Below are 22,286 nucleotides of genomic sequence, written 5' to 3'. Positions count from 1 at the left end.
TGGTCGCTGACCCGTCAGGCGATCAGAAAGAAACGCCCAGCGTAAAGACCACGGTTGGATCGTACAGTGTATCGACGGCACCGATGCCCGTCTTTTTAATGTCGGTGTCGATATATTGTACCGACAGCGTCGCCGGCCCGGCGGCAAAGGAAGCACCCAGCGACCAGTCGAGATAATTGCCGTCGGCCGAAGCCGCGCCAAGCGAGCCGTCGGTATAGCCGAGCCCCGCGGCCAGCGTGACCGGCGTGTTGGGAATGCCATAGCCGAGGCCGAGGTTCAGATAGATATTGTCGTCGCTGCCAAGCGATTTCTGATCGGGCGCATAGGCCACCATACCGGTTGCCGACACCGGGCCGATGTCGTGCGACAGCTTGCCGATGATTTCGACATAATCGCTGGGCCCCGCCCAGTCGCGGTTGCCCGGGTAGACATAATAGGTCGCGCCGAGATCGACCGACGTGCCCGGCGCGATTTCGGTCGCAAAACCGGCGTAAAGGTCGAGCTCATATTTGCCGTAGACCGGGCTGTCGGGCAGCGTCGAGCCCCAGACGCCGGCATAAAGGCCGCTTTCGTGGCTGGCCGTCAGCGTCGATTGCAGCGCGACCTTTTCGTTCGACAGCGAAATGCCGCGGAAACGATAGTCCGACACGACCGAGATACCGCCCGAAAGCGAGACCGGGCCGCTGGCGTCTTCCTGAGCGAAGGCGGGCGTCGACAGGGCCGACGCGGCGAGCAGCATGCCGAAACACGCTTTGGTAAGAAACTTCATGGGTGATCCCCCTTATGATTCAACGGATCGTCCCAACCTGCCGTGCGTGTCCACACCTCTTTATCCGGGCCCGTGACGACGAACGGTTCGAAATTGCCGATATTGCTGCGATGCACAAACAAAAATTGCGCCGTTCGCCAAATCCGTGGCAGAGTGTGACTTTCGCGCAACAGCGTGCCCGCCCCCCGCTTGCCTTTGCCAAGCCGCCGCCGGGCGGCTAAAGAACGGCCAGCCTCTCCTGCAATCGAGCCTGTAACCATGAGCGATCACAATCCCGGCCTGCGCCCCTGGCGCGACATCGCACGGCGGACAAGCCGGCAGATCATGGTCGGCGATGTCCCCGTCGGCGGCGGCGCGCCGATCACGGTGCAGACGATGACCAACACGCCGACCAGCGATGCCGTCGCGACGATCGACCAGATCCGCCGCTGCGAGGAAGCGGGCGCCGACCTCATTCGCGTGTCGTGCCCCGATACCGACAGCACCGCAGCGCTTGGCAAAATTGTCCGCGCCGCGCGTATCCCGATCATCGCCGACATTCATTTCCATTATAAGCGCGCGCTGGAAGCCGCCGACGCCGGCGCCGCCTGCCTGCGTATCAACCCCGGCAATATCGGCAGCAGCGAGCGCGTCGGCGAGGTTGTCCGCGCCGCCAAGGCGAACGGCTGCGCGATCCGCATCGGCGTCAACGCGGGCAGTCTCGAAAAAGACCTGCTCGAAAAATATGGCGAACCCTGCCCCGAAGCGCTCGTCGAAAGCGCGCTCGACCATATCAAGCTTTTACAGGACCATGATTTTCACGACTATAAGGTCGCGGTGAAGGCGAGCGACGTCTTCCTTGCCGTCGCCGCCTATGCGCAACTCGCCGAAGCGGTCGACTGTCCGCTGCACCTCGGCATCACCGAAGCGGGCGGGCTGATCGGCGGCACGGTCAAGTCGGCGCTCGGAATCGGCAACCTCCTCTGGGCGGGGATCGGCGATACGATTCGCGTCAGCCTGTCGGCCGAGCCCGAAGAGGAAGTGCGCGTCGGATACGAAATCCTGAAATCGCTGGGCCTGCGCACGCGCGGCGTCCGCGTCGTCAGCTGCCCCAGCTGCGCGCGCCAGGGTTTCGACGTGATCCGCACGGTGCAAAAGCTCGAGGACGCGCTTCAGCACATCAAGACGCCCATGTCGCTCTCGGTATTGGGCTGCGTCGTCAACGGCCCCGGCGAAGCGCGCGAAACCGACATCGGCATCACCGGCGGCGGCAACGGCAAGCATATGGTCTATCTTTCGGGCGTCACCGACCACCATGTCGAGGATGCCGACATGATCCAGCACATCGTAAAGCTCGTCGAAGCCAAGGCGGCGGAGATCGAGGCAGGCAGCGCGGTGAGCATGGACAAGCTCCACGGCAAGGCGGCGTGACGACATCGATAGTGGCCCTGCTGGGACTAATGGCCGCGACGCCAGCGGTACCGGCTTGCGAGCCCGACAGGCTCGTCCAAAGCTTCTATACGCTGGGGCTTGTCGAAAAGCAGGTCCGCCCGGCGTTCGAGCGCTTCGTGTCCGCCGATTTCGTTGAGCATAAGCCCGACATCGCGACCGCTAATCGCGAAGGCGCCATCGCCTTCCTTGAAACGCTGGTCGCGGACCTGCCCGATGCGCGTTGGGAAATTCTTCGGGTTGCCGGCGATGGCGAACTGGTCGCGGTTCACGCGCGCTTTACCGCCGCGGACGGCGCGCCCGCTTATGCGATCGCCGACTTTTTCCGGGTTGAGGGATGCCTGATCCGCGAGCATTGGGATGTCATATCCCCGCCCCCTGTCGATGCGCCCAATCCACTCTCTCGCTTCTGAATCGAGACCCATGACTCTCTCCATCCGCCCCGCCGCGCCCACCGATCTCCCGCTTATCGCCGCGTTCATCCGCGACCTCGCCGCCTATGAAAAGCTGTCGCACGAGGTCCGTTTCGACGAGGCGAAGCTCGGCGAAAAGCTGTTCGGTCCGCGTCCCTATGCCGAAGTCGTGATCGGCGAGATTGACGGGAGCCCACAAGGCTTCGCGCTCTTTTTCCACAATTTCTCGACCTTCGAGGGGCGCCCCGGAATCTATCTTGAAGATCTGTTCGTGCGGCCCGAAGCGCGCGGCTCGGGGCTCGGCAAGGCGCTGCTCGCGCATCTTGCGAAGCTGTGCGTCGAACGCGATTGCGCGCGCCTCGAATGGTGGGTGCTCGACTGGAACGAACCGAGCATCGGCTTTTACAAGAGCCTCGGCGCGCGGATGATGGACGAATGGACCGTCATGCGCGTCGACGGCGACGCGCTCACCAGCCTCGCTGCGTCCTAGCCATCCGTGTCATCCCCGCGAAGGCCGGGATGCCCATAGGGGGCTAACCCACACCCCGCGGCTTCCGGCGCTCCATCGGCCAGCTTGGCATATGCGCATCGCCCAGCCGCTTCGCTTCCCCCGCCTCGACCCCCAGCTCGACCAGCGCGCGTTCGAGCGCCCCGGCCGGCGGCACCGCAATGTCGGGCTGCACCCCGTCGCCTTCCCAATCCTTGCCCGTCACCGGATCATAGGTGCGGCCGACCGGAATGAAGGCGCCAAAGCCGCCCCCCAGATCCTGCCCTCCGCCGAAATGATTGGCGCCCGCGGTCGGGTCGCCCACCAGCACCCCGCGCCCGGTGTGCTTCATCGCGAGCGAAAAATGCTCGGCCGCCGAAGCCGTTGCGCCCGACGTCAGCACATAGATTTTGGCGTCGCGGAGCCGCGTGTCGGCGTTGGGCGTCGCCCAATGTTCGCGCGTTACCATGCCGGGGTCGCCCGCGACCTTGCGCATCGAGGCGAGGCCGTCGATCGGCGATCCGCCCTGCGCATCGACCGACGCGCGCGTCGCCATCGTCACCAGCCGCGTGGGTTTGGCGAACAGCCACGGAAAGATGACGTCCATCTGGTCGAGCCCGCCGCCATTGTGCGTGCGAATGTCAAAGATGATCGCCTTGGCATCGGCATGATCGGTCATGAACTTGGCCGCAGCTGCGGTGACATCGGCGTCCATCGGAAAGACGTTGAAGCGGACAAAGGCGATCCCCGGCGCGATCCAGCCCGCCTGTTCGACCGGTTCCTTGCGCGGCGGGCGGTTCGATGCCGGGGCATCGGCGCGCGGTGCGGCTTCGGGCGGGCGAACCCGCAAATGACCATCGGGCGATACGGCATTGACATCCGCGGTCAGTGCCTCCGCCAAATCCTCCCCGGCCAGCGCCTGGTAACGCCCCGCCTTGATGCCCGCGCGCAGCGCCTCCGCATAACGGCGCCCGATGTCGGGATAGACATAATCGCGCTCCAACAGCGCGGCATAGGCTTCGGCAATCGCGTCGGGCGTGGCCGCGGCCGTTTCAGGGACGGGCTGCGCCTGCGTAGCCCCGGTCGGCATCGGCCCGGCCGCGGCGACAGCCAGCAACAGCGGCATCAAATGATAAGGGCGAATCATCGACATCTTCTCCAACCAACCCCGGCCGGATCAACTGTATCACATGAACAATACAGATCAACTACATTTGTAGTCAGACATCGCTCAGCGCTTGCGCGCAAACCAGATCAGCGCCGCGCCCACCGCCGCCAGGATCGCGCCGTTGCGCGTCCAAACCAGGTCCCCAAGCATGAAACTGCTCGCCGGCCAGCGCACAATATCCAACCCCTGCAATATCCACAGGCCCCCTATCATCAGGCACGCGACGCCGATAATCGCCATCATCCCTTTCACAGCGGCCATCATCCTTTCCCCTGCTGTCGCTGCAATCCGATCAGCGGCCGCAGCCAGCCGATGCTGCGCCCGATCGCATAGAAAAGCCAGCATCCCAGCGCGGTCGCCGCGACCAGCACCGCAAAGCTTGGCAAGGCCGCGACCCCGGCGCGCAGCAGATACCAGCCCGCAACGACGATGATCGTCTGGTGGATGATGTAAAAGGGAAAGACCGCCTCGGCGAGCGTCGCGCGCCAGCGATGGTCGCGGTTCCAATAACGATCGGCCACGCCGATCAGCGCGACGATCGCCGCCCAGCCCTGTACCTGCCGCGCCAGATGGAACAGCAGCACCGCACTGTCGGGCGCGCGCATGTCGCCCGGCCACGTCCATTCGACCCAGGCCACCGGCACGAAAGCGACGAGCGCGAGCACCGCCGCCGCCTTCCAGCACCGCGCGACCGCTGCAAACAGGATGGACCGGACGCGCAGCAGCCACCCGACCCCAAAGGCGACCAGATAGCGAAGATGCGCCGGTCCATCGTCGAACAGCGCATGCGTATCGCGGTGGCCGGGAAAGGCAGCATGGATCGCAAGCCAGGCGGCAATCGGCAGAAGGAGCAGCCCCCAACCGCGCAGCCATCGCGCCGCGCCGTCGGCGATGCGCGACCGCGCGCCATCGGGCACCAGCAGCATCAACAGCGCGGCGAGCATCGTATAGGCCCAGAGGTAAACGACGAACCACAGATGCTGCCACGTCGGCAGCACGATCCCGTCGAGCGTGCCGAACCGAAAATAGTCGGTCGCCCAGAACGCGAGGAAATCGCCGCCATAGCCATGTTGCTCGACCAGTTCGATCCACGGCTGCGGCGGGATGACGAAGACGATCCCGAAGGCGAGCGGGATCAGCAGTCGCGCGCTCCGCGAGCGGGCGAACGCCCCCGGCCCGCCAAGCTTCGCAACCAGCGCCGCGCTGGCATAGCCTGACACCAGGAAAAGCAGTGGCAGCCGCCAGCCGTTGGTCGCGTACATCGGGATTGCAACCCAGTCGATCACCGGGTCAATCTTCACATGCCAGCCCCACGGCACGAAATACATGCCGATATGATAGAGGATGAGCAGCGCGAACGCGCCGATGCGCAGCCAGTCCATGCCGTAATGGCGCGCGCCGGTCATCAACCCCTACCCCTTCCGTCGTTGGGAGCGAAACGAAGCAATCCAGAGCGGTTTACGCAACCCGGGATTGCTTCGCTTCGCTCGCAGTGACGAAATCATTCCCTCCAGGCATCCGTCATCCCGGCGCAGGCCGGAATCTCGACCTCTCAACGGACCGCCACGGCGAGATCCCGGCCCGCGCCGGGATGACGGACGGTTAATTCAGAACCCGCCACGCCAGCTCGGCGAACTCGCACAGCAAGGGCCGCGTATCGCGCGGGTCGATAATATCCTCGACCCCGAATTTCTCCGCCGTCCGGAACGGCGAACGCACCCGGTTCAATCGCGCCCTGATCGCCTCCAGATGCGCCGCCGGGTCCTCCGCCGCCTCCAGCTCGCTTTTATAGGCGACCTCGACCCCGCCCTCGATCGGCAGGCTGCCCCAGTCGCCCGACGGCCAGGCGAAGCGATACTGAAAACGCTCGGCGTTCGACATCGCGCTGCCCGCAATCCCGTAGGCACGCCGCACGACGACCGACGCGAGCGGCACGGTCGCGCGATAGATCGCGTTCATCGCCTGCACGCCATAGCGGATCGTCCCTGTCCGCTCGGCTTCGCCGCCGATCATAAAGCCCGGATTGTCGACCAGATGGACGATCGGGAGGCGGAATTGATCGGCGAGCTTCACGAAGCGTTCGGCCTTCTCGCTCGTCTTCGCGTCCCACGATCCGCCAAGGTACGACGGATCGCTGGCGAGCACAGCGACCGGATAGCCGTCCAGTCGCGCAAAGGCGGTAATTACCGCGCGGCCCCAGCGCGCGCCCATCTCGAAAAAGCTGCCGGAATCGAACACCGCATTCGCGATGCGCCGCATCGAATAAACCTGCTTCGCCTCGCGCGGGACTATCGACAGCAGCGCCTCGTCACGGCGATCGACCGGATCGCTGCACGGCATACGCTCAGCCCGGTCATGGATCGACGACGGCAAATAGGAGAGGAAGCGCCGCGCCGCCGCAAAAGCCTCCGCCTCTGATCCCACCTCATCATCGACGACGCCGTTGCGCGTATGCACGTCGCTGCCGCCCAGCTCCTCGCGGTCCAATGTATCGCCGATCGCCGCCGCGACCGCCGGCCCCGCCGCGAACAGCTGCGACAGCCCGCGCACCATCACGCTGTAATGGCTCGCAACGACCCGCGCCGCGCCCAGCCCCGCGGTCGGCCCCAAGGCCAGCGCGACGACCGGCACCGTGTCGAGGTTGGCGATAATCTGGTCCCAGCCGGGGACATGCGGGATATAGGTATAGCCCATATCCTCCAGCGTCTTCACCGACCCGCCGCCGCCGGTGCCGTCGATCATGCGAATGAGCGGCAGGCGATATTCATGCGCCATCGCCTCGCACTGGATGAATTTGCGGTGCAGCGCTGCATCGGCCGCGCCGCCGCGCACGGTGAAATCATCGGCCGAGGCGACGACCGGGCGCCCGCCCACATTCGCGCGCCCGAAAATGAAATTGCTCGCGGCGAGATCTTCCAGCTCGCCATCGGCCCCATAGCGCCCGCGCCCGGCGATCTTGCCGATCTCGCGAAAGCTGCCTTCGTCGACGATCGCCGCGAGCCTGGCCCGCGCATCCATTTTGCCGCGGCCGTGCTGGCGCGCGACCTTCTCTTCGCCGCCCATCTTCTCGGCCATCGCGCGGCGCTGTCCGAGTTCTTCAATCTCTTTTTTCCAGCTCATGGGAAGCGAGGCTATCTTACGTTGACGGAAACGTCATGCAAAACCTATCGTCGGCGTATGATCCGTTCGATCGCCCCAACTCTCCCTTTGGCCCTCGCCACCGCGCTGCTGACGTCCGCGCCCGTCACCGCCGCCGAAACACGCCCCCTCCCCGGCGTTGAGGATCCCTACAAGACCGACGCCTTCATCGCCGACCCGATGCCGGCGATCGACGCCGCGCTGGCGCAGGCCGGGGCGTCGGGCAAGCCCGTGCTGCTCATCATGGGCACCGGCGCCTGCCGCGACAGCGCGTGGCTCGCGAACCTGCTCACGACCGACCGCTTCGCCCCCGTCCGCGCGCGCTACGAGATCGTCTTTGCCGACATCGGCATGCCGCATGTGAAGGGCCAGGGGCGTAACCCCGACGTTCCCAAACGCTTTCGCTTCAGGATCAAGGGCACGCCGACGGTCGCGATCCTCGATGCGCGCGGCACCGTTCGCAACCGCAAGTCCGCCCCCAAATGGCGCAACGCCGCGAGCCGCAGCGACGACGAAATCTATAACGAACTGATGCAATAGGGAGAGAGACATGGCCGACATGAACCTCGCGGGGCGCGTCGCGCTCGTCACCGGCGCCTCGCGCGGGATCGGCCGCGGCATCGCGATCGGGCTCGCCGAAGCCGGCGCCGACGTCGCGGTCAATTATACGCGCGGCGAAGATGCCGCCGCCGAAACCGTCGCCGCCATCCAGGCGCTCGGCCGCAAGGCGAAGGCCTATCAGGCGTCCGTCACCGACGAGGCGGCCTGCACCGCGATGGTCGCCGCGGTCGAGGCGGATTTCGGCCCCATGTCGATCCTCGTCAACAACGCCGGCATCGCGAGCCGCGGGCTGTCGGTCGCCGACACCAGCCCCGAAGAGGTCGACAAGCTCTTCGCCGTCCACGCCGCCGGCCCGCACCGCCTCAGCCGCCTCGCGCTGCCGCAGCTTCGCCGTCACCAGCGCAGCGACATCATCGTGATCTCCAGCATCGCGACCTATGTGAACTCGCCAAACGGCGCGCCCTATACGATGGCGAAGGCGGCCGGGGAGGCCTTGGCGCTGACGCTCGCGAAGGAAGAACTGGCGAACGGCGTCCGCGTCAACATCGTCGCCCCCGCGCTCACCGTCAGCGACATGGGCGAAAAACTCTCGCGCGCGATCACGGGCCAAGCCGACATCCACCATCTCGACACCAAAATGCCCTTCGGCCGCGTTGCCGTCCCAGCCGATGTGGCGGCGGCCGTGGTGTGGTTCGTCAGCGACGCGAACTCTTATTGCTCGGGCCAGAAACTCAACATCGACGGTGCGGGGCAGGCGACGTTTCGGTAAACCGAAGCGGGCGTGTGTCGCGCAGACGCTGCCATTTCTGCCGATTGCGCCGAATGACCGGCTTCGACCGGAAGTTGCCCTAAACTCTATCGTCATCCCGGCGAAGGCCGGGATGACGGATAAAGGAAGGTCGGGAAACCACCCCAAAACCGCCGTCCCGCTCAACACGACGTCATCCCGACGCAAAGCGCGATCAAAACGCCAATCTTCGCTACAGCCCCATCCATGCGCCCCGATTCGCCTTCCCCCGTCCTCCCCTTTCTGATCGCCTGCGCGGGCATTGCGACCTTTTCGGCGATGGATGTGCTGATGAAGGGGCTGTCGATCGACATCGGCGCCTATAACGCCGTGCTCTGGCGCACCGGCGCCGGTACGCTGCTCAGCGGGCTCCTCTATTTCGCGAGCCGTCCGAAATGGCCTGGCCGGGCAACAATGACCATTCACGCATGGCGATCGGTCTTTGTCGCAGGGATGGCGCTCTGTTTCTTCTGGGCGCTCGCGCGGCTGCCGATGGCCGAGGCGATCGCGCTCGCCTTCGTCGCGCCGCTGATGGCGCTTTACATGGCCGCGGTTTTCCTGGGCGAGAAGATCGGTCCACGCTCGATCGCCGCCTCGCTTCTGGGCCTGCTTGGCGTGATCGTCATCGTCGCGGGCAAATTACGCGGCAATTACAGCGACGAGGCATTGCTGGCGGTCGGCGCGGTGTTCCTCTCGGCGGTCTTCTATGCCTACAACCTCATCCTCGCGCGGCGGCAGGCAAAAATGGCCGAGCCGATGGAGATCGCCTTTTTCCAGAATTTCTTTGTCGCCGCGCTCCTCGCGCTCGGCGCGCCCTGGTTTCTCGCCGTGCCCGACGCCGCACAGGCGCCGAACATCGTCGGCGCCGCGGTGCTCGCGACAACCTCGCTGCTGCTGCTCAGTTGGGCCTATGCCCGCGCCGAGACGCAGATCCTCGCGACCACCGAATATACCGGCTTCCTCTGGGCGATGCTGTTCGGATGGTATTTCTTCGACGAAGCGGTCACGCTCCCGACGCTGGCGGGCGCTTTCCTCATCGTCGCCGCCTGCCTGATCGTCGCGCGCAAGGCGCCGCACGGCGATCCGGTGGAGCCGGCAGCGGCTTAGCAAGCGGTTCGCACGAAAAAGATCACACCGCCGCGCGCGAAAGTCGATCGTTGATTGCAGCGCCCAACCCCTCGGCAGGGATGGCCGCCACCGCAATCCTGGCCTTCACGCTCGCCGCGCCCGCGTGCAACGCATCGAACAGGCGCGCTGCCGCTTCGGTCAGGTCGCCCGCCGCGCTCAAATCATAGTCGCCCCCAACCCCGCCGAACCCGATACCAAACTCGTCGTCGGCAAAATCCGTCGCCCCCAGCCGCACCGGCTTGCCCGGCGCATAATGGCTCGCGAGCATCCCCGGCGCGACAATCTCCGCACCCTCTACGCCTGTCACCGGCAGGCCACTCGCCTCGCCCAGCATCGCCGCGGTCACGGGCCCCGGCCGCAATATCTCGACCGCGCCGTCCTTCACCCGCGCGATCGTCGATTCGACCCCCGCGCGCGTCGGCCCGTCGTCGATCACCAGCGCGATCCGCCCGTCGAGACTCGCGAGCACATGCTGCGCCTTCGTCGGGCTCACCCCTCCGCTGGCATTGGCGCTGGGCGCCGCCAGCGGGGCGCCGCTTTCCACCAGCAAGGCCTGCATCGCACGGTGTCCCGGTACGCGGAGCGCAATCGTGTCGAGGCCCGCGGTCGCGACGCTGGCGACCGGGCAGGCCGGCGTCCGCGGCACCACCAGCGTCAGCGGTCCCGGCCAGAAGCGCGTCGCGAGCGCGCGCTCGACGGTGCCGAACGCCCCCAGCGTCTCGGCGATGGCGAGCGTCGGCACATGCACGATCAGCGGATTGAAATCGGGCCGCCCCTTCGCGGCATAGATTCGCGCGACCGCCTGCGCGCTTCGCGCATCGGCGGCCAGGCCGTAAACCGTCTCGGTCGGCACCGCGACGGGCTGCCCCCCCGCGATCAGCGCCGCGGCCTCGGCGATAGAAACGCTATCGAAGGGGCGAACAATAGTGGACTTTGAGCCTTCGGCCATGCCGCGCTATAGCGCCCGCGCAACGAGATTCACCAGGAAAGTCGGCATCACCTATGTCTTACACGCCGCCAACGACCGAACAGCTTTTCGTCCTCGACCATATCGCGCGCGTCGACGCGATGGCAGAGCACGACCGTTTCGCCGCCGCCACGCCCGACATGGTCGAGGCCATCGTTACCGGAATCGGTGACTTTGCCGCCGAGGTCTATGCGCCGCTCAACCGCGTCGGCGATGTCCAGAACCCCAAATGGGACAATGGCAAGGTCACCATGCCACCCGGCTTTCGGGAAGCCTATCAGCAATTTGTCGCGGCGGGCTGGGGTAGTATCGACGGCCCCGGCGCCTATGGCGGACAGGATCTGCCCTTCACACTCGCGACCGTGGTGATCGAGGCGCTGGGCAGCGCTGACATGGGCTTCACCCTCTGCAACATCCTCACCCCCGGCGCGATCCACGCGCTGATGGCCTATGGCACCGAGGAACAGCGCCAGACCTGGCTGCCGAAGCTTGTGACGGGCGAATGGAACGGGACGATGAACCTGACCGAGCCCGCCGCGGGAAGCGACGTTGGGGCGCTGCGCACCACCGCGGAAAAAGTGACCGAAGGCCCGAACGCGGGACTTTACAGGATCAAGGGGCAAAAGATCTTCATCACCTTCGGCGAGCATGATCTTACCGACAATATCGTTCACCTCGTCCTCGCGCGCACGCCCGGCGCAAGCGAAGGAACGCGCGGCATCTCGCTCTTCCTCGTCCCCAAATACCGCCTTGATTCCGATGGCAATCCGACGATCAGCAACGGCGTCCACTGCGCCTCGATCGAGCACAAGCTCGGCATCCACGGCTCGCCGACCGCGGTGATGGTCTATGGCGAGGACGAGCATTGCCTGGGCGAGATCGTCGGCGAGGAAATGGGCGGAATGCGCGCAATGTTCGTGATGATGAACAATGCGCGGCTGATGGTCGGGTGCCAGGGCGTCCAGATCGCCGAGCGCGCGACGCAGCAGGCGCAGCGCTACGCCGCCGAGCGCGTCCAGTCCTCGCTCGCGGGCAGCGCGGACCGCACGCCGGTAACGATCGACCGCCACCCCGACGTCAAAAGGATGCTCTGGCGGATGCGCGCGCAGACCGAAGCCGCCCGCGCGCTGACCTATTATGCCGCAGCGCAGATCGACTTCGGCAAATTGGGCGACGAAGCCGCCGCGATGCGCGCCGAAGTTCTGATCCCGCTCGTCAAGGCGCACGCGACCGACATCGGCTGCGAAGTCGCGAGCCTTGGCGTCCAGGTGCACGGCGGCATGGGCTTTATCGAAGAAACCGGCGCCGCACAGCATTATCGCGATGCGCGCATCGCGCCGATCTACGAAGGGACGAACGGCATCCAGGCCGCCGATCTGGTGGGTCGCAAGCTCGGCATGGCGGGCGGCGACCTCGTCCGCGCGCTGATCGACGACATCGCCCGCGGCGCCGGCGAATTTCCCGAATTGCAGCAGCTCGTCGATGCCTGCCGCGCCGTCACCGACTGGATGGTCGGCGCCAATACGGCCGACCGGCTCGCGGGCAGCTATCCTTATCTCACCATGCTGGCGACCGCGACCTGCGGCTGGCTGATGGCCATCGAGCACCGCGCCGCGCGCGCCGCGATCGAAGCCGGTCAGGGCGATCGTGCCTTTTTCGACGCGAAGATTACCTCGACGCGCTTTTATCTTGAACAGATTGTCCCCGCCGCGACCGGCCTCGCTCCCGCGGCGCTGGCAGGCGACGCCGCGCTCGAACCCCTGCCGGCAATCGCCTGAATTGCGCGAAATCCTGCGCTTTCCGCATCAGCGGGCAGCGCAGGATTTTGTTCATAATTAACGCGATGATAACCAACTGAGACTAAACGCGACCGGCAATTGCTGGAGACGTGCGTGCCCATCCCGGTGAAGAGTCTGATCATCAGCTGGCGCAGCATAGGCCTGTCGCTGTTGATCGCTTTCGCTGTCGGCATCACCGCCGCCGGCGAAGTGGCGGATCGGGTTCTGGACGCTGTGGTAGGGCGTCTTGCATCCCGTCCGGTCAGCGGAGAAGTGGTAATCGTAGCGCTTGACGAGCGCACAATGGCGCAATCGCCCAACCGCAACTTTACGATGACCCAATATGCGAATGTCGTCGAAGCCGTGGACAAGGCTGGCGCAAAGCGCCTTTTCATCGACTTCTATTTCGACCGGCGCGAAAATGATCACGATTTCCCTCGTTTCGTCAATGCAGTGAAGAATATGGGCGACCGCATAGTTCTGGCGGTTTCGACCCGGCAGGTTCCCGGCCGCGAGGACAAGGTCACCACCTTCCCCAGCACGAAGTTCGGACCGGACGTTCGCGTTGCGAGCATCGCGGTAGAGAGTGAATTTTGGCAAGTGTGGCGCGCGCCGATCGCCTATCGCGCCGAAGGGCAATTGTTGACGACTTTCGCCGCGATCATCGCAGGGAAAAGCAGCGCCACACCAAAGAGTTTTCGTCTAGACCTGAGCTACGACACGCGCACCATCACCGAGTATAGTGCTGCGGATGTGCTCTCGGGCAAGGTCGCCGCAAGCGATCTCGCGGGCAAGGATGTCATCTTCGCACCGACGGCTCCGAGCTTTCAAGATTATTTCTATTTGCCGGGACATGATCGTATTCCCGGCGGTTTCATTCATGTTATCGCCGCGGAAACACTGAAGCGCGGCGATCCCGTCGATATCGGCTGGTTGCCACCGCTGCTCGTGACGATCGCCTTGACAGGATTGACGCTTCTCCCTCGTTTCCAACGCGCCTTTCTGCCGATGGTCGTCGGCACGACCATTCTCCTGATCGGCGGAAAGGTCGTTCTTGGTACGATGCTGGTAACGTCGTGGATCGGGGCAGCGCTGTTTTTTATTGCTATAATCGCTACCAGTGTTTCGCGCACGCGCCGACGCAGTTCGGCGCAGCGCGAAAATCCGGTTTCAGGCCTTCCCAATTTCGAAGCGCTCCGTTCGTTGCCCCCTTTCGGCAGCGCCACCGTGATCGCCGCCAAAGTCGTGAATTTCGAGGATCTGGCAGCCTTCATTCCGGGCGACGGCATCGGCAGGCTCGTCGAACAGGTCACGCGCCGCCTCCAGCTTGCAGCGCAAGGCACCATCCTCCACCACGACCTCGACGGCACCTTCGCCTGGCTGGTCCCCTATTATCAGCATAGTCAGATCGAGGGGCAATTGGCCGGGCTCGGCGCGCTGTTCAACGCGCCGCTGACGATCGGCGATCTGCGCGTCGACGTCGCGATCGCTTTCGGGGTCAACGACGAGTTCGAAGGATCAAATGCCCAGCGCCTCGCGGCCGCGCTCGTCGCCGCCGAGCGCGCGATCCGCACGCGCGCGCTGTGGACCAAATATACACCGCGGCAAAAGGACGACGCCGGCTGGCAGCTCTCTTTCCACTCGCAGCTCGAAGACGCGCTCACCAGCGGGGACATCTGGGTCGCGTTTCAGCCGCAATATCAAATTGCAACGCGGCAACTGGTGGGCGTCGAAGCACTCGCGCGCTGGACGCACCCGACGCGCGGCCCCATCCCGCCCGACGAGTTCATCATCCAGGCCGAAAAGAGCCAGGATATTTATCGCCTCACGCTGTTCGTGATGGATCAGGCGATCCGTTCGGCGGCGCAGCTTCGCGAACGCGGCGTACATATCAACATGTCGGTCAACCTGTCGGCGACGCTGCTCGACCACGGCGACCTTGTCGGCACGATCCGCGTCATGCTGACCGCGCACCATCTGCCGCCCGAAACGCTGACGATCGAAATCACCGAAACCGCGCAGATCGAAAACAGCCGCCAGGCGCGCCAGACGCTGGCGCAGTTGCGCCGCACGGGCATCCGTCTGTCGATCGACGATTATGGCACGGGCCAGTCGAACCTCGAATATCTGACCGAGATCGAAGCCGACGAAATCAAGATCGACAAGCGATTCGTTTCGACGATGCGCGATTCGCAGCGCAACCGCGAAGTCGTCAAATCGACGATCGATCTCGCCCACCGTCTGGGCGCCGTTGCCGTCGCCGAAGGTATTGAAGATGCGGAAACAATGGCGCTGCTCGCCAGCCTCGGCTGCGACGTCGGCCAGGGCTATCACCTTGGAAAGCCGCAATTGTTTTCCGATCTTATGGCAGCCCTGGCGCCCCCTCCGCACAGCCGCACCGCATAATCGCCAAAATGGCAGCAATCATTATAGTTAAGACTCGATTTACCTTATTAATTAAGGTATACGTCCTGTTAACTGTTCTGCGTGGGCAGTCTTATCAGGAGATTTGTCATGGGTTGGTTTTGGCGCTTCCTGGGCGGCGGTGGCACTGACAGTGCTGGCGGCCAGGCCTAATTAGGAACGAATTTAGGATAAGGGCCTCGGCATTGCCGGGGCCCTTTTCTTTTGAACGCCGAGGCCGTGGACGATTCGCTGGGGAAGCGCGGCTTGGGGCGGTGAGTTGCCATTCCCCATGTTCATGATCCCGGACTTGATCGGGGATGACGACGAAACGAACGTCAGATTTCGGCCACTGGCCGCCAAAAAACCATCCACGCCCGGCGACCGCGCTGCCGCGCTTCATTTTCATCGCTTCGCACCCATTCGCCCTTTCGGGCCGTCCCCCGCAGAAACGCTGGCGTCCCGCCCGCTGCTCCGGCATGACCGTCGACGAGACGAATCAAAATATCGACGAGTCGAGTCCCCATTCTGTCATTTACCGTCTTGCATCGTCGCGCCGACGTGGCACTATAGGTGGTGGGTCAACCACGGGGGCACCCCAATAAATAGTATTTGGCTGGAAGTGGCGGATTTCCGTCGCCCATCGCGCATGGGCCCGGAAAAACCCTGACTGCGTCCAAAAAAATGCCCCCGCGGACGGGTAAAGATGCTAGGATCGGGGCTTCGCCCTGAGTCGAACAAGACAGGAACAAAGCGCACCCTGTGCGCGGTCGGATCGGGGGTGAATGCAATGGATTTTCGGGAAAGCGAACGGGTGGAGACGAGCGACGTGGCGACGATGGAACTGGCGAAGAATGACGCTCCGGCCGTCACCGAATCGAAAGACGATGCGGTGTCCGCGGCGAAGCGCGACGACGGCAGCGAGCCCAAGGTTCACGCGCGCCGCTTTGCCATCGTGACCGACGCGAGCCGCGACGCGCTGCTCACGGATTTCGGCAAGGAAACGCTGCAGGACCGCTATCTCCTCCCCGGCGAATCCTATCAGGACCTCTTCGCGCGCGTCGCCGACGCCTATGCCGACGATCAGGATCACGCGCAGCGCCTCTACGACTATATTTCGCGCCTGTGGTTCATGCCCGCGACCCCCGTTCTCTCGAACGGCGGCACCGGCCGCGGCCTGCCGATCAGCTGCTATCTGAACTCGGTCGATGACAGCCTCGAGGGCATCGTCGGCACGTGGAACGAGAATGTCTGGCTCGCGAGCCGCGGCGGCGGCATCGGCACCTATTGGGGCGCGGTGCGCGGCATCGGTGAGCCCGTCGGCCTCAATGGCAAGACCAGCGGCATCATCCCCTTCGTCCGCGTGATGGACTCGCTCACCCTCGCGATTAGCCAGGGCTCGCTCCGCCGCGGCTCGGCCGCCTGCTATCTCGACATTTCGCACCCCGAGATCGAGGAGTTCCTGGAGGTTCGCAAACCCTCGGGCGATTTCAACCGCAAGGCGCTCAATCTCCACCACGGTGTGCTCATCACCGACGAGTTTATGGAGGCCGTCCGCGACGGGCAGGAATTCAACCTCAAATCGCCGAAGGACGGCAGCGTCCGCGGCACCGTCGATGCGCGCACGCTGTTCCAGAAGCTCGTCGAAACGCGCCTCGCGACCGGCGAGCCCTATATCATCTTCATCGACCAGGTGAACCGCATGATGCCCAAGCATCACCGCGACCTGGGGCTCAAGGTCACGACGTCGAACCTGTGCAGCGAGATCACGCTGCCGACCGGCCGCGACCATCTGGGCAACGATCGCACCGCGGTCTGCTGCCTCTCGTCGCTGAACCTCGAAACCTGGGACGAGTGGAACGGCGACAAGCGCTTCATCGAGGATGTCATGCGCATGCTCGATAACGTCCTTCAGGACTATATCGACCGCGCCCCGCCCGAAATGGCGCGCGCCAAATATTCGGCCAGCCGCGAACGCTCGGTCGGCCTCGGCGTGATGGGCTTCCACAGCTTCCTGCAGGCGCGCGGCCTGCCGTTCGAGGGCGCGATGGCGAAATCGTCGAACCTGCGCGTCTTCAAGCATATCCGCGCACAGGTCGACGCCGCCTCGATGCTGCTCGCCAAGGAGCGCGGCCCCTGCCCGGACGCCGCCGACCAGGGCGTGATGGAGCGCTTTTCGTGCAAGATGGCGATCGCGCCGACCGCGTCGATCAGCATCATCTGCGGCGGCACGAGCGCCTGCATCGAGCCGATCCCGGCGAACATCTACACGCACAAGACGCTGTCGGGCAGCTTCTCGATCCGCAACCCGCATCTGGAAGCGCTGCTCGTCGACAAGGCGAAGAACTCGGACGCGATCTGGAACTCGATCCTCGAACGCGGCGGCAGCGTCCAGCATCTCGATTTTCTGACGCAGGACGAAAAGGATGTGTTCAAGACGAGCTTCGAGATCGACCAGCGCTGGCTGCTCGAACTCGCCGCCGATCGCACGCCCTATATCGACCAGGCCGCCTCGCTGAACCTCTTCATCCCCGCCGACGTCGAGAAATGGGACCTGCTCATGCTCCACTACCGCGCGTGGGAACTCGGCATCAAGTCGCTCTATTATCTCCGCTCGAAATCGGTGCAGCGCGCCGGCTTCGCAGGCGGGGTCGAGGCCGACAACACCCCCGAAGCCGCAAAATTCGAACTCGCGGGCAGCACCGACTATGACGAGTGCCTGGCTTGTCAGTAAATATGACCCCTCTCCCCTTGTGGGAGAGGGAGGGGCCCGTCGCCGCGTGAGCGGCGATGGGAGGGTGAGGGGAAGAGGCCGCAAGGCCGACCTTCCTTGGTGGACGACCGACCGAGCGCGCCAGCTCCGCCGCGACGCCACCGATGCCGAGAAGCGCATGTGGCGCGCCTTGCGAGAGGCTTTCCCTCACGCAAAGTTTCGCCGCCAGCAGGCACTCGGGCCCTATTTCGCCGATTTCGCATCGCACGCCGCGCGGCTGGTGATCGAGATCGACGGCGGACAACATGGCGAGGCCGTCGCCTATGACGAAGCGCGCACTCGCTTCCTCAATGGCGAAGGCTACCGGGTCATCCGGTTTTGGAATGACGATGTGATGACGAATATCGAGGGAGTGCTGGCGCAGGTCGAAGCCGCTCTCGCCCCCTCACCCTCCCAAGGCTGACGCCTTGGGCCCCTCCCTCTCCCACAAGGGGAGAGGGAATTTGGATCGAAATCTGCGACTGGAGTGACAGATGCCCCTTCTCGAAGCCCGCAAGACCTACAAGCCCTTTGAATATCCCTGGGCGTTCGATTTCTGGAAGCGCCAGCAGCAGATCCACTGGGTGCCCGAGGAAGTGCCGCTGGGCGAGGATTGCCGCGACTGGGCGCAGAAGATCAGCGACCACGAACGCAATCTGCTCACGCAGATTTTCCGCTTCTTCACCCAGGCCGATATCGAGGTGCAGGATTGCTACCACGAAAAATATGGCCGCGTGTTCAAGCCGACCGAGATCAAGATGATGCTGACCGCGTTCAGCAACATGGAAACCGTGCATATCGCGGCGTACAGCCATTTGCTCGACACGATCGGCATGCCCGAAAGCGAATATGGCATGTTTCTCGAATATGACGAGATGCGCGCCAAGCACGACTATATGGGGACCTTCGGGGTCGAGAGCGACGAGGATATTGCGCGCACGCTCGCGATGTTCGGCGGCTTTACCGAAGGCTTGCAGCTCTTCGCCAGCTTCGCGATGCTGATGAACTTCCCGCGCTTCAACAAGATGAAGGGCATGGGCCAGATCGTCAGCTGGTCGATCCGCGACGAAAGCCTGCACTGCGAGGGCATCATCAAGCTGTTCCACACCTTTGTGAAGGAACGCGGCTGCCTCACCAAGGCGGTGAAGGAAGATATTATCGACACCTGCCAGAAAACGGTGCGGCTCGAGGATGCATTCATCGACCTCGCGTTCGAACAGGGCCCCGTCCCCGGCATGACGCCGAAGGAAATCAAGCGCTACATCCGCTACATCGCCGACTGGCGCCTCGGGCAATTGGGGTTCCAGCCGATCTACATGATCGACGAACACCCGCTCCCTTGGCTCGCCCCGCTGCTGAACGGCGTCGAGCACGCCAACTTCTTCGAAACGCGCGCGACCGAGTATAGCAAGGGCGCAACGCGCGGCGACTGGAACAGCGTGTGGACGAGCTTCGACAACCGCAAGAAGGCGAAAGCCAACGACGACGGCGCCGCGGTCGGCGAAGCGGGCGACGACAGCGAAGACATGTTCGCCAAGGCCGGCATCGCCGCAGAATAAAGCATCTAAACCCCTCCCCTTCAGGGGAGGGGCAGCGAAACTTGCCAGCTCGCTGGCTTAGCGAAGCGGGGTGGGGCCTCACGGCCCGAAACAACGATCGAAACGAGAAGCCCGAGGCCCAAATGACCGAAAAGAAAAAAGAAAAACTGCTGATCCTCAGCCAGCCGCAGCGCGCAACCCTCGAAGGCCTCTCGAACCGCCGCCCCCAACTCCCCACCGACCCGATCCGCGACGAACTCGTCACGCTGGGGCTGGTGGTGAAACAGGGCGCCAAATGGGCGCTGACCCCGACGGGCAAGAAGGTGCTGGCGGCGAGCTCGAACCGGCGCAATGCGGGCGGGTTTTCGGTTTGAGGTGAGGACATTTGCCTAGTTCCGACTCTTAAAGCTTCACAAACCGCGCTATTGAGTAGATAGAGTCGCGAAAGCATTATCGCGACTAGGTGGTTGATCTAATTTGGGCATCTTAGGCCAAACATCAATAAAGATAAAAGCGGCTTGGGCTTGGGCTCTAAATGCATTTTTTGGCACGCCCGCTAAACAGCCTGTAGGGAACACGCCGAACCCGTACACTGTAGCTGAACGCCTTCTGCAAAAGAGCTATTTTCCAAGCCAGCGCCCAAATGCTGATGAAATACCTCCAGTTTTTGCATCAACGACTTTCACTTTAGATGTAGCCAGGAAAATTGCCCCGCTGCTTCCCAAAAAGAATAGCGGATTCGATGCAGTTGAGTATTTTTTGACACGATCAGACGGTCAACTACGCGCATCACATATACCACACCCTCTAGCATATGCCTGTCTTGTTCTATCTTTAGAAAAAAACTGGGCAAACATACCTGACATTTTTAACAATAAAAATAGCTATATTCGGCCACGATTCCACAAAGACGGTCGATTAATAGTAATGAAATACGACTCCTGGCTCACGAAGACGTTGAAGTCACTTCAATGGCGGGGAAGTGCTCGATATATAGCGACAGCAGATATATCTAATTTCTTTCCAAGCATATATACACATTCCATAGGATGGGCCGTTGATAGCGTAAAGAACGCAAAAAATTCCAAAGGAACGGCGTGGTACGACGACCTTGATAGAAATCTTCGATTGACCAAACGAAATGAAACCAATGGTGTACTTATTGGTCCAGCAACTTCAAATATAATTACAGAAATTATACTATGGAAAGTAGATGAAAAGCTTAGATCTCGTAACTTTAAGTTCTATCGCCATGTAGATGACTATAAATGTTATTGCGATACCCTTGAGGAAGCAGAAAGTTTTATTGCTTCAATATCCAGGTTCTTGGGAACCTATAAATTGTACTTAAACACAAGAAAGTCAGGAATAGCCTCTCTGCCCTTCGCAAATGACGAACCTTGGGTGATCGATCTTCGATCAATTTCAAATTCTCTTTCGCAAGAATTATCTTCAAGCCAAGTTTCATTTTTTATCGATCAAGTTGTAAACATATCTAAGCGATACGAAAATCTCAACGCTTACAAATATGCATCCTCAGTTCTTTCTAGTCGAACATTGAATGAGAATTCAAAAATCACTGCATTTTTAGCTCTTGTTGGATTAAGCCAATTCGCTCCAAATCTTATCACCACCCTTTACAGGTTCCTTCCTAAAAAATCTTCATTCGCAAAGCATGATTTGGGATCCCATCTCGTTAAGCTCCTTCATGAATCAATTAGATATAATAGGAGCGACGCTATAGTTTGGTTAATTTATCTCATACATGAATCCGGTGGCCAATTACCTGACGATGCAGTCGACAAGCTTATCGCTACCCGGGAATGCGTGGCATGCCTAATGATTTCTGCCTATGGGACGAAACAACAAATCGGTAAGGTCAGAAAAATGGCGCTTCAGGCGCTAAAATCACCTGATGATTACGTGCGCCACACGCAGTGGCTGCTCGTGTATGAATTGTATAGAACAGGAATTATAAAAAGCTGTGGCGCAGATAAGCCTTGGTTTGACATAATGAAGGCTGAAGGGGTGAAATTCTGCAGCGTCTTAAATTAGACTTAGAGATTTCCCGCCGACCCTTTTTCCCCTCACATAGCCTTCATCAATGCGCCAAATTGTATTGTCAGGGGCAGCAGTTTCCAAGACTCCGGATCAAGGCCGGCATGGCGAGGCCCGGGAAAGCATCCGGTCTGGATTAAACTCCGTCATCCCTGGACGAAGGCCGTTACTCGTCATCCCGAACTTGATCCGGGGGAGCCGGCATCCATTCTGCGGCCGTTGCATGGACCCCAAATCAAGTCGGGGGTGACGAACAGGTGGCGTCTCAATCAGGGAAACGCCTTGCCTCAGGAATACTTAACTGTATGATACAAACAATACAGTAAGGAAATCCCGCCATGCCCTTCACCGCCCTCCTCCTCGCCGCCGCGCTCGGCGCCGCGCCGCCCGCCACCGGCACCCCCATGCCCACCGGCGAAGCCCTCACCGCGCGGATCGAGGCCAGTGACGCCCGCCTGTTCTGGGCCGCGTTCGAGGGCTGCGACGCAAAGGCGCTCCCCGACCTGCTCGCGCCCGATTTCCGCATGATCCACGACAAGGACGGCCTTACCCTGCCCAGCCGCGACGCGATGGTCGCCGGTGTCACAAAGAACTGCGCCAATCGCCAGCCCGGCGGCGTCCATTCGGGGTACAGGAACCGCCGCCTGCTCGTCCCCGGATCGCACCGCGTCCGCGCGATGGGCGACTGGGGCGCGCTGGAGGAGGGCGCGCACGTCTTTTTCGAATGGAATGCCCGCGACGCGCGCTGGGACATGGTCGGCGGCGCGCATTATATGCACCTGTGGCAATGGATGCCCGCCGAAGCGCGCTTTCGCCTGTCGCAAAGCTACAGCTACGACCATGCCGGCGCCGCACCCTATCCGCCCGCTTCCGCGCGCTGACCGCGAAGCGGACCCGCGCCCGCGCCGCAC

At 62.6% G+C, this 22,286-nt stretch carries 20 protein-coding genes; 14 read left to right on the top strand and 6 right to left on the bottom strand.

Going from position 1 to position 22,286, the window contains the following annotated elements; all coding sequences use genetic code 11:
• Nucleotides 1-22: 22 nt before the first annotated feature.
• Complete coding sequence (locus RIA72_RS03965; RefSeq protein WP_350031074.1) at nucleotides 23-769, bottom strand: TorF family putative porin; 747 nt, start codon at nucleotides 767-769, stop codon at nucleotides 23-25.
• 258 nt (nucleotides 770-1,027) lie between these two features.
• Between RIA72_RS03965 and ispG the strand changes: the two genes are divergently transcribed.
• From ispG to RIA72_RS03950, 3 genes are read left to right on the top strand one after another with little or no spacing between them, the layout of a single operon-like run.
• Nucleotides 1,028-2,179: a flavodoxin-dependent (E)-4-hydroxy-3-methylbut-2-enyl-diphosphate synthase gene (gene ispG, locus RIA72_RS03960; protein ID WP_350031073.1), complete on the top strand. Its 1,152-nt coding sequence runs from the start codon at nucleotides 1,028-1,030 to the stop codon at nucleotides 2,177-2,179.
• Nucleotides 2,176-2,610 (top strand): nuclear transport factor 2 family protein, encoded by a 435-nt coding sequence (locus RIA72_RS03955; protein WP_350031072.1) that lies wholly within the window; start codon nucleotides 2,176-2,178, stop codon nucleotides 2,608-2,610. The genes ispG and RIA72_RS03955 overlap by 4 nt, the downstream gene beginning before the upstream one ends.
• Before the next feature lie 10 nt (nucleotides 2,611-2,620).
• Nucleotides 2,621-3,100, top strand: coding sequence for a GNAT family N-acetyltransferase (locus RIA72_RS03950; RefSeq protein WP_350031071.1), 480 nt, complete (start codon nucleotides 2,621-2,623; stop codon nucleotides 3,098-3,100).
• A gap of 43 nt (nucleotides 3,101-3,143) precedes the next feature.
• On the opposite strand, the gene RIA72_RS03945 is transcribed toward RIA72_RS03950, so the two are convergent.
• The 4 genes from RIA72_RS03945 to RIA72_RS03930 form a co-directional block, all read right to left on the bottom strand.
• Entirely contained in the window at nucleotides 3,144-4,244 is a 1,101-nt protein-coding gene (locus RIA72_RS03945; protein ID WP_350031070.1) for a S41 family peptidase, read from the bottom strand.
• Between the two features lie 84 nt (nucleotides 4,245-4,328).
• Nucleotides 4,329-4,526 (bottom strand): hypothetical protein, encoded by a 198-nt coding sequence (locus tag RIA72_RS03940; protein WP_350031069.1) that lies wholly within the window; start codon nucleotides 4,524-4,526, stop codon nucleotides 4,329-4,331.
• The gene (locus tag RIA72_RS03935) at nucleotides 4,526-5,671 is read right to left on the bottom strand and encodes an acyltransferase family protein (protein ID WP_350031068.1); all 1,146 of its coding nucleotides are present in this window, start codon (nucleotides 5,669-5,671) and stop codon (nucleotides 4,526-4,528) included. Before RIA72_RS03935 ends, RIA72_RS03940 begins: the two co-directional genes overlap by 1 nt.
• Nucleotides 5,672-5,867: 196 nt before the next feature.
• Nucleotides 5,868-7,385, bottom strand: a complete 1,518-nt coding sequence (locus RIA72_RS03930) for an acyl-CoA carboxylase subunit beta (RefSeq protein ID WP_350031067.1) — start codon at nucleotides 7,383-7,385, stop codon at nucleotides 5,868-5,870.
• A gap of 87 nt (nucleotides 7,386-7,472) precedes the next feature.
• Between RIA72_RS03930 and RIA72_RS03925 the strand changes: the two genes are divergently transcribed.
• From RIA72_RS03925 to RIA72_RS03915, 3 genes are all read left to right on the top strand, one after another.
• The gene (locus RIA72_RS03925) at nucleotides 7,473-7,943 is read left to right on the top strand and encodes a thioredoxin family protein (RefSeq protein WP_350031066.1); all 471 of its coding nucleotides are present in this window, start codon (nucleotides 7,473-7,475) and stop codon (nucleotides 7,941-7,943) included.
• A gap of 10 nt (nucleotides 7,944-7,953) precedes the next feature.
• A complete protein-coding gene (locus tag RIA72_RS03920; protein ID WP_350031065.1) occupies nucleotides 7,954-8,733 on the top strand; it encodes an SDR family NAD(P)-dependent oxidoreductase in 780 nt (259 codons plus the stop codon).
• A 225-nt stretch (nucleotides 8,734-8,958) separates the two neighbouring features.
• Entirely contained in the window at nucleotides 8,959-9,858 is a 900-nt protein-coding gene (locus tag RIA72_RS03915; RefSeq protein WP_350031064.1) for a DMT family transporter, read from the top strand.
• 22 nt (nucleotides 9,859-9,880) lie between these two features.
• Here RIA72_RS03915 and RIA72_RS03910 read toward each other — a convergent pair whose 3' ends face one another.
• A complete protein-coding gene (locus RIA72_RS03910) occupies nucleotides 9,881-10,828 on the bottom strand; it encodes an L-threonylcarbamoyladenylate synthase (protein ID WP_350031063.1) in 948 nt (315 codons plus the stop codon).
• A 53-nt stretch (nucleotides 10,829-10,881) separates the two neighbouring features.
• Here RIA72_RS03910 and RIA72_RS03905 point away from each other — a divergent pair, with 53 nt between their 5' ends.
• The 8 genes from RIA72_RS03905 to RIA72_RS03870 all read left to right on the top strand — a co-directional run bounded on the left by RIA72_RS03905 (nucleotide 10,882) and on the right by RIA72_RS03870 (nucleotide 22,256).
• The gene (locus RIA72_RS03905) at nucleotides 10,882-12,624 is read left to right on the top strand and encodes an acyl-CoA dehydrogenase family protein (RefSeq protein WP_350031062.1); all 1,743 of its coding nucleotides are present in this window, start codon (nucleotides 10,882-10,884) and stop codon (nucleotides 12,622-12,624) included.
• 114 nt (nucleotides 12,625-12,738) lie between these two features.
• On the top strand, nucleotides 12,739-15,030 hold the full coding sequence (locus tag RIA72_RS03900; protein WP_350031061.1) for an EAL domain-containing protein: 2,292 nt from the start codon (nucleotides 12,739-12,741) through the stop codon (nucleotides 15,028-15,030).
• Nucleotides 15,031-15,817: 787 nt separating this feature from the next.
• Nucleotides 15,818-17,761 carry a ribonucleoside-diphosphate reductase subunit alpha gene (locus RIA72_RS03895; protein WP_350031060.1) on the top strand — a complete coding sequence of 648 codons (1,944 nt, stop codon included), beginning with the start codon at nucleotides 15,818-15,820 and terminating at the stop codon, nucleotides 17,759-17,761.
• Between the two features lie 64 nt (nucleotides 17,762-17,825).
• Entirely contained in the window at nucleotides 17,826-18,203 is a 378-nt protein-coding gene (locus tag RIA72_RS03890; protein ID WP_350031059.1) for an endonuclease domain-containing protein, read from the top strand.
• A gap of 70 nt (nucleotides 18,204-18,273) precedes the next feature.
• Nucleotides 18,274-19,338, top strand: a complete 1,065-nt coding sequence (locus RIA72_RS03885) for a ribonucleotide-diphosphate reductase subunit beta (RefSeq protein ID WP_350031058.1) — start codon at nucleotides 18,274-18,276, stop codon at nucleotides 19,336-19,338.
• A 122-nt stretch (nucleotides 19,339-19,460) separates the two neighbouring features.
• Entirely contained in the window at nucleotides 19,461-19,691 is a 231-nt protein-coding gene (locus RIA72_RS03880; RefSeq protein WP_136173431.1) for a hypothetical protein, read from the top strand.
• Between the two features lie 103 nt (nucleotides 19,692-19,794).
• Nucleotides 19,795-21,372, top strand: coding sequence for an antiviral reverse transcriptase Drt4 (drt4, locus tag RIA72_RS03875; protein WP_350031057.1), 1,578 nt, complete (start codon nucleotides 19,795-19,797; stop codon nucleotides 21,370-21,372).
• Between the two features lie 341 nt (nucleotides 21,373-21,713).
• A complete protein-coding gene (locus tag RIA72_RS03870; protein ID WP_350031056.1) occupies nucleotides 21,714-22,256 on the top strand; it encodes a DUF4440 domain-containing protein in 543 nt (180 codons plus the stop codon).
• Nucleotides 22,257-22,286 lie beyond the last annotated feature (30 nt).

This window comes from Sphingopyxis sp. (assembly GCF_040216815.1).
In the GTDB taxonomy this organism is placed as follows: Bacteria; Pseudomonadota; Alphaproteobacteria; order Sphingomonadales; family Sphingomonadaceae; genus Sphingopyxis.
Note: the sequence above shows the minus strand (reverse complement) of the source record. Positions and strands in the feature narration are given on the sequence as shown.

Bases quoted from the DNA above. Each gene is read 5' to 3' on its own strand.
- RIA72_RS03965 (WP_350031074.1), bottom strand. From the start codon at position 769: ATGAAGTTTCTTACCAAAGCGTGTTTCGGCATGCTGCTCGCCGCGTCG.
- ispG (WP_350031073.1), top strand. From the start codon at position 1,028: ATGAGCGATCACAATCCCGGCCTGCGCCCCTGGCGCGACATCGCACGG.
- RIA72_RS03950 (WP_350031071.1), top strand. From the start codon at position 2,621: ATGACTCTCTCCATCCGCCCCGCCGCGCCCACCGATCTCCCGCTTATC.
- RIA72_RS03945 (WP_350031070.1), bottom strand. From the start codon at position 4,244: ATGATTCGCCCTTATCATTTGATGCCGCTGTTGCTGGCTGTCGCCGCG.
- RIA72_RS03940 (WP_350031069.1), bottom strand. From the start codon at position 4,526: ATGGCCGCTGTGAAAGGGATGATGGCGATTATCGGCGTCGCGTGCCTG.
- RIA72_RS03935 (WP_350031068.1), bottom strand. From the start codon at position 5,671: ATGACCGGCGCGCGCCATTACGGCATGGACTGGCTGCGCATCGGCGCG.
- RIA72_RS03930 (WP_350031067.1), bottom strand. From the start codon at position 7,385: ATGAGCTGGAAAAAAGAGATTGAAGAACTCGGACAGCGCCGCGCGATG.
- RIA72_RS03920 (WP_350031065.1), top strand. From the start codon at position 7,954: ATGGCCGACATGAACCTCGCGGGGCGCGTCGCGCTCGTCACCGGCGCC.
- RIA72_RS03915 (WP_350031064.1), top strand. From the start codon at position 8,959: ATGCGCCCCGATTCGCCTTCCCCCGTCCTCCCCTTTCTGATCGCCTGC.
- RIA72_RS03910 (WP_350031063.1), bottom strand. From the start codon at position 10,828: ATGGCCGAAGGCTCAAAGTCCACTATTGTTCGCCCCTTCGATAGCGTT.
- RIA72_RS03905 (WP_350031062.1), top strand. From the start codon at position 10,882: ATGTCTTACACGCCGCCAACGACCGAACAGCTTTTCGTCCTCGACCAT.
- RIA72_RS03895 (WP_350031060.1), top strand. From the start codon at position 15,818: ATGGATTTTCGGGAAAGCGAACGGGTGGAGACGAGCGACGTGGCGACG.
- RIA72_RS03885 (WP_350031058.1), top strand. From the start codon at position 18,274: ATGCCCCTTCTCGAAGCCCGCAAGACCTACAAGCCCTTTGAATATCCC.
- RIA72_RS03880 (WP_136173431.1), top strand. From the start codon at position 19,461: ATGACCGAAAAGAAAAAAGAAAAACTGCTGATCCTCAGCCAGCCGCAG.
- RIA72_RS03870 (WP_350031056.1), top strand. From the start codon at position 21,714: ATGCCCTTCACCGCCCTCCTCCTCGCCGCCGCGCTCGGCGCCGCGCCG.